The sequence below is a fragment of the Devosia naphthalenivorans genome, from assembly GCF_003056355.1.
Taxonomy (GTDB): domain Bacteria; phylum Pseudomonadota; class Alphaproteobacteria; order Rhizobiales; family Devosiaceae; genus Devosia; species Devosia naphthalenivorans.
Genome location: NZ_PYVW01000001.1, coordinates 403,350 through 418,203 on the forward strand (window position 1 = coordinate 403,350; position 14,854 = coordinate 418,203).

The window sequence follows — 14,854 nt, forward strand, 5'->3', positions numbered from 1 at the left end:
CGCCCAGCATCATGACTCTTCGAAATCAAGTGCTGATCTGGACTGCCTTCCTTGTGGTGCTGGTCCTGCTGCTGTGGCTGTTCCGCAGTATCCTGCTGCCATTCGTCGTTGGGGCGGCGTTGGCTTATCTGCTCAACCCGCTGGTCAACCAGTTGCAGAAGTGGCGGTTCAACCGGCCGCTGGCCACGACGGTGGTGCTGCTCAGCGTCATTACCATCGTGCTGAGCCTGTTTTTCATGCTGGTGCCAATGATCGGCCAGCAGATCATCGAGCTGATCCAGCGCCTGCCGGGCTATGTCACGGATTTGCAGGAGCTTTTTGCGCGCTGGGCACCCGAGATCAACGAGTTCCTGGGGCCGGAGCGGGCAGCGCAGGTGCAGGCTAGCATCGCCGATCTGGCGCGGCAGGCACTGGGCTTTATCGCGACGCTGCCGGCCGAACTGGTCAATATCGGGCTGACGGGGGTGAGCGTCATTGCCTTCATCGTGCTGACGCCTGTGGTGGCATTCTATCTGCTGCTCGACTGGGAGGGCATGATCCGCGGATTGCAGGATCTGCTGCCGCGCGAAACCAAGGGCGAAATCAACCAGATCCTGTCGGACATCGATGATTCCATGGCTGGCGTCATTCGCGGACAGGGCGGCGTGCTACTGATCGATGCTGCCTATTATGCGACGGCGCTCAGCCTTTTGGGGCTGAACTTCGGGCTGGCAGTGGGAATCATTGGCGGGCTGCTGAGCTTCGTGCCGTTCGTGGGCGCGGTGGTCGGCTTCGGGCTGTCGATGGGAATTGCGGTGGTGCAGTTCTGGCCCAATTACTGGATGGTCGCGGCGGTGGCCGCGGTGTTCCTGGTGTGGCAGTTCGTCGAGGGCAATATTCTTTACCCCAAGCTGGTGGGATCGAGCATCAACATCAACCCCGTTTGGCTGATGTTCGCCCTGCTGGCCTTTGGCGCATTGTTCGGGTTCGTGGGCCTGTTGCTGGCAGTACCTTTGGCGGCGATCGTGGGCGTGCTCATTCGCTACGGCGTCAGCAAGTATAAGGCCAGCGCGCTTTATCAAGGACAGAATGGTGGCTCCGATGGTGACGCCAATACCGTCTGATCGCTCGTCGCAGTTGATCTTCGAACTTAGCCACACGCCTGCGCAGGGCGAGGCGGACTTTCTCGTGGGCGAAGGCAATGGCCTGGCTTATAGCCGCATCATGGCTTTTCCCCACTGGCCCGATCCAGTGACGCTGCTGATCGGCCCCGCGAAATCGGGCAAGTCGCATCTGGCGCGGATTTTTGCGGATCGCAGCGGTGCGATCAATAGCGGAACCGATGATCTGGAGGCGCTGGCGACCCGAGGGGGCAACCAGCCGATCGTCGTCGAGGATGTGGACCGGCTGCCCTATGACGAGGCGGGGCTGTTTCACCTGCTCAACCAATCCATGCGCGACCAGCGGCCATTGTTGCTGACGGCGCGCGATGAGGTGGCGCAATGGCCGCTGGCCACGGACGACGTGCGGTCACGGGCGCGGCGGGCGACGGCGTTTACCCTCGAAATCACCGACGACATTCAATTGTCACAGATGTTCGTGAAACTGTTCGGCGATCGACAAATCAAGGTCGATCCGAAGATCGTCGGCTATCTGGTGGCGCGCATGGAGCGCTCCGCCGAAGAAGTGGTGATTCTTGCCGACCTTATGGATAGACTGGCGCTGGCCAGAGGCACTGCCATAAATCGCAGGATCGCAGCTGACGCGCTCGACCTTCGCCGCCAGGCGCGCGGGGAAGCGGGCACCGAACAGGACTGGGACACGCAAGACGATGAATGAGATGAGCGAGTTCGCCGAAGCCGAGCCTACGGTGCCCGATATCGAAGCGCTGCGCAAAAGTCCGGCGCGGTTCGTCAACCGGGAGGTGAGCTGGCTGCAGTTCAACATGCGCGTGCTGGAGGAGGCGGGGAACGAGCATCATCCGCTGCTGGAACGGCTGCGGTTTGTTTCGATTTCGGCCAATAACCTCGATGAATTTTACATGGTGCGCGTGGCCGGCCTGAAGGGGCAGGTGCGGGCAGGGTTGGCCAAGCAAAGCGCCGACGGGCTTTCGCCGGCCGAGCAACTGGACGAAATCGCGACGCTGGCGCAGCATTTGCAGCTGGAACAGCAGGATCACTGGCAGCACCTGCGCGAGGAGCTGTTTGCGCAGAACGTGGTGATCCACGAGGCCAACGACCTCACCGCCGACCAGGTGGATTATCTGCAGAAGCTGTTTCGGGAAGAGATCTTCCCGGTGCTGACGCCGATCGCGGTGGATCCGGCGCATCCATTTCCGTTTATCCCCAACCTTGGTCTGGCACTGGCCTTCGAGTTGCGCCGGCCCGACAATGACATGCTGCTCACTGCGCTGGTGCGTATTCCGGGCAATCTGGACCGGTTCATCAATTTGCCGAGTGGGCTGGTTTCGGAGGGGCGCAGCGAGGTCGTGACGATCGACACGCTGGTGAAGCTGTTCTTCCACAAAATGTTCCCGGGACACGAAGTGGTCGGCTCCGGCGCGTTCCGCGTAATCCGGGACAGCGAAATCGAAATCGATGACGAGGCAGCGGATCTCGTGGTGGAGTTCGAGACGGCGCTGCGGCAGCGGCGGCGCGGGCAGGTGATCCGGCTCGAAATCGAAAGCTCGATGACCCGGGCGCTCAAGCGCCAGATCAGCGAGCAGCTGGGCGTAACCGAAGTCGATGTGTTCGAGGTGCACGGCTTCCTGGGGCTGTCGGATGCGCGCAAGGTTTGCGACATCGAGCGGGCCGACCTGAAATTCACGCCCTACCATGCGCGCTTCCCCGAACGTATCCGCGACTATAGCGGGGACAGTTTCGCTGCGATCCGGGCCAAGGACATTCTGGTGCACCATCCGTTCGAGAGTTTCGACGTGGTGGCGCAGTTCCTGATGCAGGCGGCGCGGGACCCGGACGTGGTTGCCATCAAGCAGACGCTGTATCGGACCTCGGCGGATAGCCCGATCATCAAGGCGCTGGTGCTGGCGGCGGAGGCTGGCAAATCGGTGACGTGCCTTGTGGAACTCAAGGCGCGGTTCGATGAAGAAGCCAATATCCGCTGGGCGCGCGACCTTGAAAGGGCCGGGGCGCAGGTGGTGTTCGGGTTTATCGAACTCAAGACGCACGCAAAGCTGAGCCAGGTGGTGCGGCGCGAAAAGGGCAAGCTGGTCAGCTACTGCCATATCGGCACCGGCAACTATCATCCGATCACGGCCAAGATTTATACCGATCTGAGCTATTTCACGATCGATCCGGCGATCACACGCGACGTGGCGCGGGTGTTCAACTTCATCACCGGCTATGCCCGGCCGACGGAGCTGGAAACCATCGCAGTGTCGCCGGTCAACCTGCGGCAGACCTTGCTCGACGATATCGCCAGCGAGATCGCATTTGCCCGCAACGGCCAGGCGGGACATATCCTGCTGAAAATGAACTCGCTGGTGGATCCGCCGATTATCGACGCGCTTTATGACGCGAGTCAGGCCGGGGTGAAGGTTGACCTCATCGTGCGCGGGATCTGTTGCCTGCGGCCCGGCATTCCGGGGTTTTCGGACAATATCCGCGTCAAATCCGTCGTCGGGCGGTTCCTCGAGCACAGCCGCATCTATTGCTTCGGCAACGGGGAAGCGATGCCTAATCCGCGAGCTAAGGTTTATATATCGTCGGCCGATTTGATGGGCCGAAACCTTGACGGGCGGGTCGAAGTCATGGTCCCCATCCTGAACAAGACCGTGCATAAGCAGATCCTGGACCGGATTCTGGTTGCCTATCTCAAGGACAACCAGCAGAGCTGGGAAGTGCTGCCGGACGGCAGTTCGCATCGTATGCGGGTGGCGGAAGGCGAAGAGCCGTTCAACGCGCATGACTACTTCATGACCAACCCCTCGCTGTCCGGACGTGGCAGTGCCGGCATGGTCGAAGGTGACGAGGGCTAGGCTTGAACCAATTCTGGGGCGTTGACGCCGATCCGACCGCGCAGGGCCGTATCAAGGGCGCCAAGCCAGTGGCCGTGCTCGACATCGGATCCAACTCGGTGCGCCTTGTCGTCTATGAACGCCATGCGCGGGCGTTGACGCCGCTTTACAACGAGAAATCATCGTGTGCGCTGGGGCGCGGCGTGGGGCAGACCGGCAGGCTTGCCGACGCCAATGTTGCCCAGGCCCTTAATGCCATCAAGCGGTTCGCGCTGGTGACCCGAATGATGCGGGTGGGCAAGGTGTTCGTGCTCGCCACGTCGGCCGTGCGGGACGCCGCAAACCGGGAGGAATTCGTCAGTGCCGTGGAAGCACTGATCGAGACCCCGGTGCAGGTGTTGAGCGGCGAGGAAGAGGCTTACTACGCCGCGCTTGGCGCGGTCGCCGGCATGCCGGACTTTGTCGGCACGGTAGGCGATTTGGGTGGTGGGAGCCTTGAGCTTTCGACCATTGGCAACGGTGCGGGCACGGATGGACAGTCTTTCCCGCTGGGCGTGATCCGCCTGCAGGACGACAGCAATAGCTCGTCGATCAAAGCGGCGAGTATCGTGCGGGAGCGTCTTGAAAGTTCCGGACTGGCGGAGACGGGCAAGGGCACCTCGTTCGTCGCCATCGGCGGCACCTGGCGTTCGCTGGCGAAGCTGCACCAGGTGGTGAGCGGGTATCCGTTACACATGGTGCAGCAATATGTGGTGGACGCCGACGAGATGATGGCGTTCTGCGATGAAATCATCAACGCCGGTTCACTCAAGGGCTACCGCCGCGCAGAGAGCGTGAGTTCCTCACGGCGGGAGCTGGTTCCGTTCGGCGCCGCGGCGCTGCTCGAAGTGCTCAAGGCCGGGCAGTTCGGCAGGGTCGTGTTCTCGGCCCTTGGCGTGCGCGAGGGCTATCTTTACGGGATGCTCGACAAACGCGAGCAAGCCATCGATCCGCTGATACAGGGCGCTGAGGAGCTTTCAGTGCTGCGCTCGCGCTCGCCCGCGCACGCGGACGATCTTGTGGAGTTTACGGGACAGTTTCTGGCCGCCTCAGGCACGCCGGAAACGGCCGAGCAGGCACGGTTGCGGACCGTCGCGTGTCTCTTGGCCGACATAGGCTGGCGGGCGCATCCGGATTACCGCGGGCCGCAGAGCGTGGATGCGGTGGCTTATGGGTCGCTCAGCGGCGTCGACCATGCCGGGCGCTCATTCCTCGCCCAGGTCATTGCCATCCGATATGGCGGGCTCAAGAACAAGGCGGCGGCGCCTCTGGCGCATCTGACAAGCGCCGAGATGATCGCCCGGGCCCGGTTGATCGGCGCGCTGTTCCGGGTCGCCTATCCGATGTCGGCGGCCATGCCCGGTATTTTGCCGAGGATCCGCTTCGAAGCGGTGGAAAAGACGCTGACGCTGGTGTTGCCGGCTGACCTGGCGTTCCTAGACGGGGAGCATCTGCAGGGCCGACTGGATCAGTTCGGCAATGTGGCGGGGTTCAAGAACACGCAGGTGCGGGTGGATTAGGCCTCGCTGGGATGCGGGTAGCGCGTTTTTAGGTTACTCGGCGTGAGTCGAGGAAGCCCACTTTGCACTGCAGTGAGTGAGATTCCCGCTTTCGCGGGAATGACGCTGTGAGTGCTGCGGGATGCGAGAATTGGCGCAGTGGCGGTTTATTCCGCTGGGATAGCGTCTTTGACGGCAAACTGGACGATGCCCTTGCGGGTGGCGACGAGGCCGATGCGGCCGTGCTTGATGTCGAGGGCCTTTTCGCCGAACAGCTTGCGGCGCCAGCCCTTTAGGGCGGGAACGTCGGCTTCGTCGTCAAGAACCAGGGCGTCGATATCGTCGGAGGTTGCGATGATGCGCGCGGCGACGCCGTGTTGTTCGGCAACGGATTTGAGCAAGACACGGAGCAGGTCGCCGACAGCGCCTTTTGGCGAAGGGCCGCGGTAGCGTTCGGGCATGACCGGCAGCTCGGACTTGGGCAGGGCTTCAACGTCACGGAGCAACGCCATGATTTCGGCGGCGGCGGAACTGCGGCCGAAGCCGCGTGGCACGGCGCGGAGCTTCTCGAAGGCGTCGGGGGTCAGCGGGCGCTGTTGGGCGAGTTCGAACAGCACATCGTCCTTGAGGATGCGGCTGCGCGGCTGATCGCTTTCCTGGGCGCGCCTTTCACGCCAGGCGGCTAGTTTCTTGAGGGCGGCGAGATCGCGCGCCCGGTTGATCTTCATCTTGAGCCGTTCCCAAGCCTGTTCGGGCTGGACGACGTAGGTGTCGATGCTGCGCAGGACGCCGAGTTCGTCCTCTACCCAATCCCAACGCTTGGTGGCGTCCACCTGCTTGCGCAGTTCGCGGTAGATGTCGCGCAGATGGGTGACGTCCGCGAGCGCATAGAGGCGCTGCTTCTCGCTAAGGGGGCGGGCCGACCAGTCGGTGAAGCGGGATGACTTGTCGAGTTCGACATTGGTGATGGAGCGGACCAGATTGTCATAGGAGACGCTGTCGCCGAAGCCGCAAACGCTCGCCGCAACCTGGGTGTCAAAGATATTGACCGGTACCTTGCCAGTGAACTTGACGAAGATCTCGATATCCTGCCGCGCGGCATGGAAGACCTTGGTGACTGCCGGATTGGCCAGCAGTGCAAAGAACGGAGCGAGGTCCAGCCCATCCGCCAGCGGGTCGATCAGCACCGCTTCGTCGTCCGTGGCGGCCTGGATCAGACAGAGCTTGGGCCAGTAAGTGGTTTCTCGGAGGAACTCGGTATCCACGGTAATAAAATCAAATTTTGCAGCGCGCTCGCAAAAGGCATCGAGCACATCTGTGGAAACTACGAGGTCCATACCTAAGTCCGTCTCAAATTCGTCACTATTGTTCCTAGCAGGTGCGCCGTTCACACTCCAGAAGCGATTTGTTAACCATGAAATAGGGTTAGCGCGCGCCCGGCTGTGTGGGACTCACTATCCGGCTGGCTTGACAATCGAGGCCTTGCATGCGCTTTTCCGGCCCGTGAATCCGCCCTTTTTCGAGAGCTTTGCCATGACGACACACCGCTACCGTTCGCACACATGCGGAGCTCTGACGGCAAATAATGCGGGTGAGACCGTGCGCCTGAGCGGCTGGGTGCATCGTATCCGTGATCATGGTGGATTGCTGTTCATCGATCTGCGCGACCATTACGGCCTCACCCAGGCGGTTGTTGATCCTGATTCCCCTGCCTTTGCCGCGATGGAAAAGGTGCGCTCGGAATGGGTTATCCGCATCGACGGCGAAGTGAAGCTGCGCGATGCCGCGGTGGTGAACCCGAACCTGCCGACCGGTGCGGTGGAAGTGTTTATTCGTGAGCTGGAAGTGCTTTCCGCGGCCAAGGAATTGCCGCTGCCGGTGTTTGGCGATCAGGAATATCCGGAAGACGTGCGGCTGCGCTATCGCTTCCTCGATTTGCGCCGCGAGAAGCTGCACGCCAACATCGTCAAGCGCACCAAAGTTATTGCGGCGATGCGCGCCGGCATGACCGAGCAGGGCTTTGCCGAATATTCAACGCCGATCCTGACGGCTTCCTCGCCGGAAGGCGCGCGTGACTTCCTCGTGCCCAGCCGTATCCATCCCGGCAAGTTCTTTGCGCTGCCGCAGGCGCCACAGCAATACAAGCAATTGCTGATGGTAGCCGGGTTCGACCGCTATTTCCAGATTGCGCCGTGCTTCCGCGATGAAGACCCGCGTGCAGACCGTCTGCCGGGCGAGTTCTACCAGCTTGACCTGGAAATGAGCTTCGTGACGCAGGAAGATGTGTGGGACACGGTGACCCCGGTCATCACCAATATTTTCGAGCAGTTTGCCGAGGGCAAGCGCGTGACCAAGGACTGGCCGCGCATTCCCTATGATACCGCGATCCGCAAATATGGTTCGGACAAGCCTGACCTGCGCAATCCGATCGAAATGCAGGCCGTGACCGAGCATTTCGCGGGGTCGGGCTTCAAGGTGTTCGCCGGGCAGATCGAGGCCGACTCCAAGGTTGAAGTCTGGGCCATTCCGGCCAAGAACAAGGCCGGTGCCGAGCCAATCGGCCGTGCGTTCTGCGACCGGATGAACGCCTGGGCGCAGGGCGAGGGCCAGCCGGGCCTGGGCTATATCTTCTTCAAGGAAGGGCAGGGCTCTGGCCCTATCGCCAAGAACATTGGCGGAGAGCGGACTGCAGCGCTGAAGGCCCAGCTTGGTCTGGAAGATGGCGATGCAGTGTTCTTCGTGGCTGGGCGTCCCGAGAAGTTCTACAAGTTCGCCGGCGACGCACGCACCAAGGTCGGCACCGATCTGGGCGTGGTGGACACAGAGCAGTTTGCCCTGTGCTGGATCGTGGACTTCCCGTTCTACGAGTGGAGCGAAGAAGAGAAGCGGGTGGATTTCGCCCATAACCCATTCTCGATGCCACAGGGCGGGATCGATGCGCTCAATTCGCAGGACCCGTTGACCATCAAGGCCTATCAATATGATGCGGTCTGCAACGGCTATGAAATCGCTTCGGGTTCGATCCGTAACCAGTTGCCCGAAACCATGGTCAAGGCGTTCGAACTGACCGGCAAGAGCCGCGACGAAGTCGAAGAGCAGTTCGGTGGTCTCTATCGGGCGTTCCAGTTTGGCGCGCCGCCGCATGGTGGTGCCGCGTTCGGGGTGGACCGTATCGTGATGCTGCTATGTGGCGTGCAGAATTTGCGCGAGATCACGGCCTTCCCGATGAACCAGCAGGCCGAAGACCTGTTGATGGGCGCGCCGAGCCCGGCCGAGCCCAAGCAGTTGCGCGAACTGGGCATCAGGCTCAGTCCGCAGAGCTGACCTGGCAAGACCTGAGTTTTCCAAGGGCGGGCACGATGTGTCCGCCTTTGTTCGTTTTCCATCTTAGCGGTGCGTTAAACGCTGATTGATACCCATGAGCGGTTCACGACGACCGTTGGATTTGCTGGTTGAGATCGCGCTACTCCCATATCCTGATGCTGCTGGGCGCGATTTTCGCGTTCACGCCGATCGTCGCTGTGGATCACCTGCTCGACGCGTACGTACGCGTGCAGGAAAAAGCGACGGCATTGCAGTATGTTGGCGATTTTTCTTCGCAGATCGAAGCGAATGCGGCCCAAGCCATCAATTCGCTGCGGACGGTGCTTGCGGATAGCCCTTCGCTGTGTGCCCCCACGTTCGTAGAGAATGCGCAAAGCGCGATCGAGAACAGCATCGGCCTCAAGCAGGTGCTGGTCGAAAACGCAGACGGTGTTCAATATTGTGATGCGTTCGGGCGCAAGGTCGAATATTCGCCCATCTCCGATACGCTCCCCGTGCCCGGCCGGACCGAGACCATCACCGTGGTGCAATTGGCCAATATGGGTGTGCCGGCGCTCAAGATCACCCAGGCGATGGGGGACACGCGCAAGGTTTCGGTGTTCTTGCCGCTGCTGGGGCGTGACCCGGAAGTGCTCGCCAAAGGGTTCGATGCCTCGGCCGTCCTGCGGGTGATGATGACCAATGGCACCCCGGTGATGACGGTGGGTGACCCGGCGCTGCTGGTGGATCGTGCGCCAGCGGAGATCATCAGCGGCGAACGGTTTGCCGGGGAGTTTCCGATAAAGGTGGAGTACGCGCTGCCGTTTGCCGTTGCGCGGGCAGGGTATGCGGACCTCGATGTCACCTTTACGATCATCAGTTGCCTGATGAGCGGGTCGTTCCTGATCCTGGCGCTGCACTATGTACGCAAGTCGCGCGTGCCGGCATTCGATCTGGAACGGGCAATCTCGCGCGGTGAAATCCGGCCGTACTACCAGCCCGTGATCAATCTGCGGACGGGCGCGCTGGAAGGGTGCGAAGTGCTCTGCCGGTGGGAGAAAAAGAACGGGCAAGTGGTGCCGCCCGGTGCTTTCATCGATTATGCCGAAACCACCGGGCTGGCCATTCCCATGACCCTGTCGCTGATGCAGCAGGTGAAATACGATCTGGGTGACATCTGCCAGCAGATGCCGGAGCTCAAAGTGTCCATCAATCTGTTTGAGGGGCATTTCCGCGATGCAGGGATCGTGGACGATGTGGAGGCGATCTTTGCCAACAGCAAGATTTCCATGCGCCAGCTGGTGTTCGAAATCACCGAGCGGCATCCGCTGGCCAATTCGACCGTCGCGAAGGGCGTGATCGCAGGCCTGCATGCGTTGGGGTGCCGGATGGCGCTGGACGATGCCGGTACGGGACACTCCAATTTGGCATATATCGGCACGCTGGGCGTGGATATCATCAAGATTGACCGGGTTTTCGTCGACATGGTGAAGCCAGACACGACGCTGGTTCCGGTTCTGGATGGCCTGATCGCCCTGGCCAAGGACATGAACTGCGAGATCGTGGCGGAAGGCGTCGAGACCGAAGCGCAGGCGCTGTACCTGCGCTCGCGCGGGGTTCTGCAGGCACAGGGGTTTATCTTTGCACCCGCGCTCAAGGTCAGGGCTTTTCAGCAATTAGCGCTGGCACTACACGCCACCCGGGCAACGCCGCGCAACCGCGTGGAAGAGATCGTCTCCAACGCCGCCTGAGCGTTTTCACGATGTGGAAGCGGGGTGCCGAGATAACCCTTTTAATCGCTGGCGATTGATGGCACGAAGCGGCCGAGGCCTGTGCTCAGCAGGCGAGCCAGGAGGTCCCATTGTCGACTGATATCAACGAACAGCGGAAAGCCCTGCGTGAAGCGGCGCTGCATTTCCATCAGTTCCCGAAGCCAGGCAAGCTCGAGATTCAGCCGACCAAGCCACTGGGCAACCAACGCGACCTGGCGCTGGCCTATTCGCCGGGTGTTGCAGCGCCCTGCGAGGAAATCGCCGAAAACCCGGATTCGGTGGCGAAATATACTTCGCGGCAAAATCTGGTGGCCGTCATATCCAACGGTACGGCCGTGCTGGGCCTGGGCAATATCGGTGCGCTGGCGTCCAAGCCGGTAATGGAGGGCAAGGCCGTCCTGTTCAAGAAATTCGCTGGGATTGACGTGTTCGATCTTGAGATCGACGAACTCGACCCCAAGAAATTCATCGATGCCGTGGCGCCGCTGTGGCCGACCTTCGGTGGCATCAACCTCGAAGATATCCGAGCGCCGGACTGCTTCGAGATCGAAGAAGCGCTGCGCGAGCGCATGCCGATTCCGGTGTTCCATGACGACCAGCACGGCACCGCGATCATCGTGGGCGCAGCCGTGCTCAACGGACTTGAGCTCAAGGGCAAGAAGATCGAGGACGTCAAGATATGTGCGTCCGGGGCCGGGGCGGCGGCGATTGCCTGCCTAAACGTGCTGGTGGCGCTTGGCGCCAAGCACGAGAATATCTGGGTGGCCGATAAGGATGGCCTGGTTACCCACAAGCGCAATGATGTCAATGACAAATGGCGGGGGCAATTCCGGCGCACCAGTGATGCGACGACGCTGGCAGAGGTGATCGAGGGTGCGGACGTATTTCTCGGGCTTTCGGCGGCCGGCGCGCTGCAGCCCGAGATGCTGGCCAAGATGGCGCCCAAGCCGCTGATCCTGGCGCTGGCGAATCCTTATCCCGAAATCATGCCTGAGGTCGCCCAGGCTATCCGGCCCGATGCCATGGTGTGCACGGGGCGGTCCGACTTCCCCAACCAGGTGAACAACGTTCTGTGTTTCCCATTCATTTTCCGCGGCGCGCTCGACGTCGGTGCGACGACGATCAACGAGGAAATGAAGCTGGCGGCCGTTCGGGCTATCGCCAAGCTGGCGCATGAGCCAGGGCTGGAAAGCTCGCCCTCGGGCGCTCCGGCGGTGTTTGGGCCGGAGCACATCATTCCCAATCCGTTCGATCAGCGGCTGATTCTGCGTATTGCACCGGCTGTTGCGCGTGCGGCGATGGAATCGCGTGTAGCCAAGAACCCGATCACGGACTGGGCGGCGTATCAGGATCGCCTCAACCGGTTCGTGTTCCGCTCGGGGCTGGTGATGAAGCCGATCATCGATCGGGCGCAGGGGCAGAACAAGCGCATCGCCTTTGCCGATGGCGAGGATGAGCGCGTGCTGCGCGCGACGCAGGTGCTGCTCGAGGAGCGCATCGCGCGTCCCATCCTGATCGGGCGTCCTTCGGTCATTGAGGCACGTATCGAGCGGTTCGGGCTCAATCTTCGTCCGGGCACCGATTTCGAGATCATCAACCCTGAGGACGATCCGCGCTATCGCGATTATGTGAGCCTGTTCCATTCGCTGGTCGGGCGCGACGGCGTGACGCCGGATACGGCGCGGCAGATGGTGCGCACCAATACGACGGTGATCGGTAGTCTCGCGGTCAAGCGCGGCGAGGCCGATGCGCTGATCTGCGGGCTGCAGGGGCGCTTCATCAAGCACATACGCGATATCCGCTCGGTGATCGGGCTGCAGGAAGGGTTGGTGGATGTTTCGGCGCTGTCCATGCTGATCATGCCACGCGGCGCGTTTTTCCTCGCCGATACCTATGTCAACATGGACCCTACGGCCGACGAAATAGTCGGTATCGTGCTGCAGGCGCGCAATCACCTCAAACGCTTCAATATCGAAGCGCGCGTCGCGCTGCTGAGCTATTCCAACTTCGGCTCGCGTGATGGCGACAGTGCCTACAAGATGCGCGAAGTCTATAAACAGCTCAAGAGCATAGCGCCGGACCTGATTGTCGAGGGTGAGATGCAGGGCGACCTCGCGCTGAACCAGGAGCTCCGGGAACGCTATATTCCGGATAGTATATTGAGCGGTGAAGCAAACCTGCTGATTTTCCCAAATCTGGACGCGGCAAACTTGTCGATGACGCTGCTCAAGGAAACCAACAATGCGTTGGCCGTTGGCCCGATCCTGATGGGCCCAAAGGCGCCGGCACATATTTTGGCGCCCTCGACCACCAGCCGCGGCATTGTGAACATGGCGGCGATTGCGGCAACCGAGGCTATCGGAGTTGAGCCATGATCCGCCACACCGTGGTTTTCACTCTCAAGCACGTCGCAGGGTCGGCAGCGGAAGGCGCGTTCCTGAACGATGCCAAGGTGCTGGCTGGCATTCCCGGCGTTGAGAAGTTCGAGCAACTGCGGCAGGTGAGCCCGAAGAACGATTATGCGTTCGGATTCTCAATGGAGTTTGCCGATCAGGCGGCATATTCGGAATACAACGAGCACCCTGACCATGTGGCGTTCGTCAGGGAACGCTGGGTGCCGGAGGTGGAGCGTTTTCTCGAGATCGATTACGTGCCCGTTTACGGCGTGCGCCTGCTGGTTTCAACCACGTGTTAATGCCTTGTGAGCCATAGTCGGGGGGTCTAGTTCCCCCGGTTGCCCATGCCCACCCGTCTCAAACGACCCGCTATCTGGCGCCCGCTGGCGCTCACCGCAGCTCTTTTGAGCTTCCAGGGTTATCTGGGATTTTCTGCTATCGGTGGACAGTTCGGAATCGAAAACCGGACGCAAATCCTGATCGATATCGATCAGCTAAAGAACAAATCGGCGGCGTTGCAGGCCGAAATCGATGCGTATCGTCACCGTGCTACACTGATGGATACGCGGCGGCTGGATCCTGATATCATTACCGAACGCGCCAGGGCGCTGCTCAATATGGCGCATGCCGACGACATTCTCGTCATGGTCGATCCTGCGACGGGTAAACCACTTTCCGGTTCATTCTCAGAATTACCTGAAGATCAGTTAAGTGCAATTATCGCAGCGGAGCCAACGCTTTAAGCTGTCATTGCGTCGGCGCAGGAGCATTGTGTTCTAGCAGCAGCTTGCGTTATGATGCGGCAATGTGGCCAACTCCGGCCAAGCGGCAAATCATTTCCGATGCGGAGCGTTCTCAATGGCGCGTAAAGCTGTGGCCACTCAGGCCAAGACGCAATCCAACCTACCCCAGTTCACTCCAGAGCAGGACCTCGAAGCCTACCGCGAAATGCTGCTGATCCGGCGTTTCGAGGAAAAGGCCGGCCAGATGTATGGCATGGGCCTGATCGGTGGGTTCTGCCATCTTTATATCGGCCAGGAAGCCGTGGTGACCGGCGTCACCATGGCCAGCGAGAAGGGCAAGGATGCCCAGATCACCGGCTATCGCGACCACGGGCATATGCTGGTGATGGGGCTGGACCCCAAAGGCGTCATGGCCGAGTTGACCGGTCGCGAGGGCGGCTTGTCCAAGGGCAAGGGCGGCTCGATGCACATGTTCTCCAATGAGCATCGATTCTATGGCGGCAACGGCATCGTGGGTGCGCAGGTTTCGCTGGGGGCAGGCCTTGCCTTTGCAGCGAAGTACCGTGGCGACGATTCGGTGTCGCTGGCCTATTTCGGCGACGGCGCGGCCAACCAGGGCCAGGTCTATGAGAGCTTCAACATGGCAAAGCTCTGGAACCTGCCGGTTGTGTTCATTATCGAAAACAACAAATACGCCATGGGCACGTCTACCGAGCGCTCGTCGGCAACCACTGATTTTTCCAAGCGCGGCGCTTCGTTCGACATTCCGGGCGAGCAGGTCGATGGCATGGACGTGCGCATGGTTTATGACGCGTCGCAGCGGGCCATCGAGCATGCGCGCTCCGGGAAGGGGCCGTACATTCTCGAAATGCTGACCTATCGCTATCGCGGCCACTCGATGTCCGACCCGGCGAAGTATCGCACCAAGGACGAAGTGACCAAGTACCGCCAGGAACGCGACCCGATCGAGCAGGTCAAGGCGCGGCTGCTGGAAGGCGGTCACCAGAGCGAAGAGCAACTGAAGGCCATCGAAAGCGAGATTCGCGCCATTGTCACGGAAGCAGCCGATTTTGCGACCAACGACAAAGAGCCCGATCCGGCTGAACTGTGGACTGACATCACCATCAGCGCCTGACCCAAGGCGGGC

11 protein-coding genes are annotated in these 14,854 nt (G+C 60.9%); 10 read left to right on the forward strand and 1 reads right to left on the reverse strand.

Features of this window, described 5'->3' with window-relative positions; all coding sequences use genetic code 11:
• Positions 1-11 precede the first annotated feature (11 nt).
• The 4 genes from C8264_RS02290 to C8264_RS02305 are packed head-to-tail and all read left to right on the forward strand — an operon-like array spanning position 12 to position 5,514.
• Positions 12-1,103 (forward strand): AI-2E family transporter, encoded by a 1,092-nt coding sequence (locus C8264_RS02290; RefSeq protein WP_108459310.1) that lies wholly within the window; start codon positions 12-14, stop codon positions 1,101-1,103.
• Positions 1,081-1,818 (forward strand): P-loop NTPase family protein, encoded by a 738-nt coding sequence (locus tag C8264_RS02295; protein ID WP_162783417.1) that lies wholly within the window; start codon positions 1,081-1,083, stop codon positions 1,816-1,818. Before C8264_RS02290 ends, C8264_RS02295 begins: the two co-directional genes overlap by 23 nt.
• The gene (locus tag C8264_RS02300; RefSeq protein ID WP_108459312.1) at positions 1,811-3,976 is read left to right on the forward strand and encodes an RNA degradosome polyphosphate kinase; all 2,166 of its coding nucleotides are present in this window, start codon (positions 1,811-1,813) and stop codon (positions 3,974-3,976) included. Before C8264_RS02295 ends, C8264_RS02300 begins: the two co-directional genes overlap by 8 nt.
• 2 nt (positions 3,977-3,978) lie before the next feature.
• Positions 3,979-5,514 (forward strand): Ppx/GppA phosphatase family protein, encoded by a 1,536-nt coding sequence (locus C8264_RS02305; RefSeq protein ID WP_108459313.1) that lies wholly within the window; start codon positions 3,979-3,981, stop codon positions 5,512-5,514.
• A gap of 146 nt (positions 5,515-5,660) precedes the next feature.
• Here C8264_RS02305 and rnd read toward each other — a convergent pair whose 3' ends face one another.
• Complete coding sequence (gene rnd, locus C8264_RS02310; RefSeq protein ID WP_108459314.1) at positions 5,661-6,830, reverse strand: ribonuclease D; 1,170 nt, start codon at positions 6,828-6,830, stop codon at positions 5,661-5,663.
• 196 nt (positions 6,831-7,026) lie between these two features.
• On the opposite strand from rnd, the gene aspS reads away from it, so the two are divergent.
• From aspS to pdhA, 6 genes are all read left to right on the forward strand, one after another.
• Positions 7,027-8,817 carry an aspartate--tRNA ligase gene (aspS, locus tag C8264_RS02315; RefSeq protein WP_108459499.1) on the forward strand — a complete coding sequence of 597 codons (1,791 nt, stop codon included), beginning with the start codon at positions 7,027-7,029 and terminating at the stop codon, positions 8,815-8,817.
• 128 nt (positions 8,818-8,945) lie between these two features.
• Entirely contained in the window at positions 8,946-10,547 is a 1,602-nt protein-coding gene (locus tag C8264_RS02320) for an EAL domain-containing protein (protein ID WP_162783418.1), read from the forward strand.
• Positions 10,548-10,657: 110 nt separating this feature from the next.
• Positions 10,658-12,943 carry an NADP-dependent malic enzyme gene (locus tag C8264_RS02325; protein WP_281261429.1) on the forward strand — a complete coding sequence of 762 codons (2,286 nt, stop codon included), beginning with the start codon at positions 10,658-10,660 and terminating at the stop codon, positions 12,941-12,943.
• Positions 12,940-13,263, forward strand: a complete 324-nt coding sequence (locus C8264_RS02330) for a Dabb family protein (protein WP_108459316.1) — start codon at positions 12,940-12,942, stop codon at positions 13,261-13,263. Before C8264_RS02325 ends, C8264_RS02330 begins: the two co-directional genes overlap by 4 nt.
• Before the next feature lie 45 nt (positions 13,264-13,308).
• Positions 13,309-13,707: an FtsB family cell division protein gene (locus tag C8264_RS02335; protein ID WP_108459317.1), complete on the forward strand. Its 399-nt coding sequence runs from the start codon at positions 13,309-13,311 to the stop codon at positions 13,705-13,707.
• 115 nt (positions 13,708-13,822) lie between these two features.
• On the forward strand, positions 13,823-14,842 hold the full coding sequence (gene pdhA / locus C8264_RS02340) for a pyruvate dehydrogenase (acetyl-transferring) E1 component subunit alpha (RefSeq protein WP_108459318.1): 1,020 nt from the start codon (positions 13,823-13,825) through the stop codon (positions 14,840-14,842).
• The last annotated feature ends 12 nt before the right edge of the window (positions 14,843-14,854 follow it).

Coding starts and splice junctions, on each gene's coding strand:
- C8264_RS02290 (WP_108459310.1), top strand. CDS start 12: ATGACTCTTCGAAATCAAGTGCTGATCTGGACTGCCTTCCTTGTGGTG.
- C8264_RS02295 (WP_162783417.1), top strand. CDS start 1,081: ATGGTGACGCCAATACCGTCTGATCGCTCGTCGCAGTTGATCTTCGAA.
- C8264_RS02300 (WP_108459312.1), top strand. CDS start 1,811: ATGAATGAGATGAGCGAGTTCGCCGAAGCCGAGCCTACGGTGCCCGAT.
- rnd (WP_108459314.1), bottom strand. CDS start 6,830: ATGGACCTCGTAGTTTCCACAGATGTGCTCGATGCCTTTTGCGAGCGC.
- aspS (WP_108459499.1), top strand. CDS start 7,027: ATGACGACACACCGCTACCGTTCGCACACATGCGGAGCTCTGACGGCA.
- C8264_RS02330 (WP_108459316.1), top strand. CDS start 12,940: ATGATCCGCCACACCGTGGTTTTCACTCTCAAGCACGTCGCAGGGTCG.
- C8264_RS02335 (WP_108459317.1), top strand. CDS start 13,309: ATGCCCACCCGTCTCAAACGACCCGCTATCTGGCGCCCGCTGGCGCTC.
- pdhA (WP_108459318.1), top strand. CDS start 13,823: ATGGCGCGTAAAGCTGTGGCCACTCAGGCCAAGACGCAATCCAACCTA.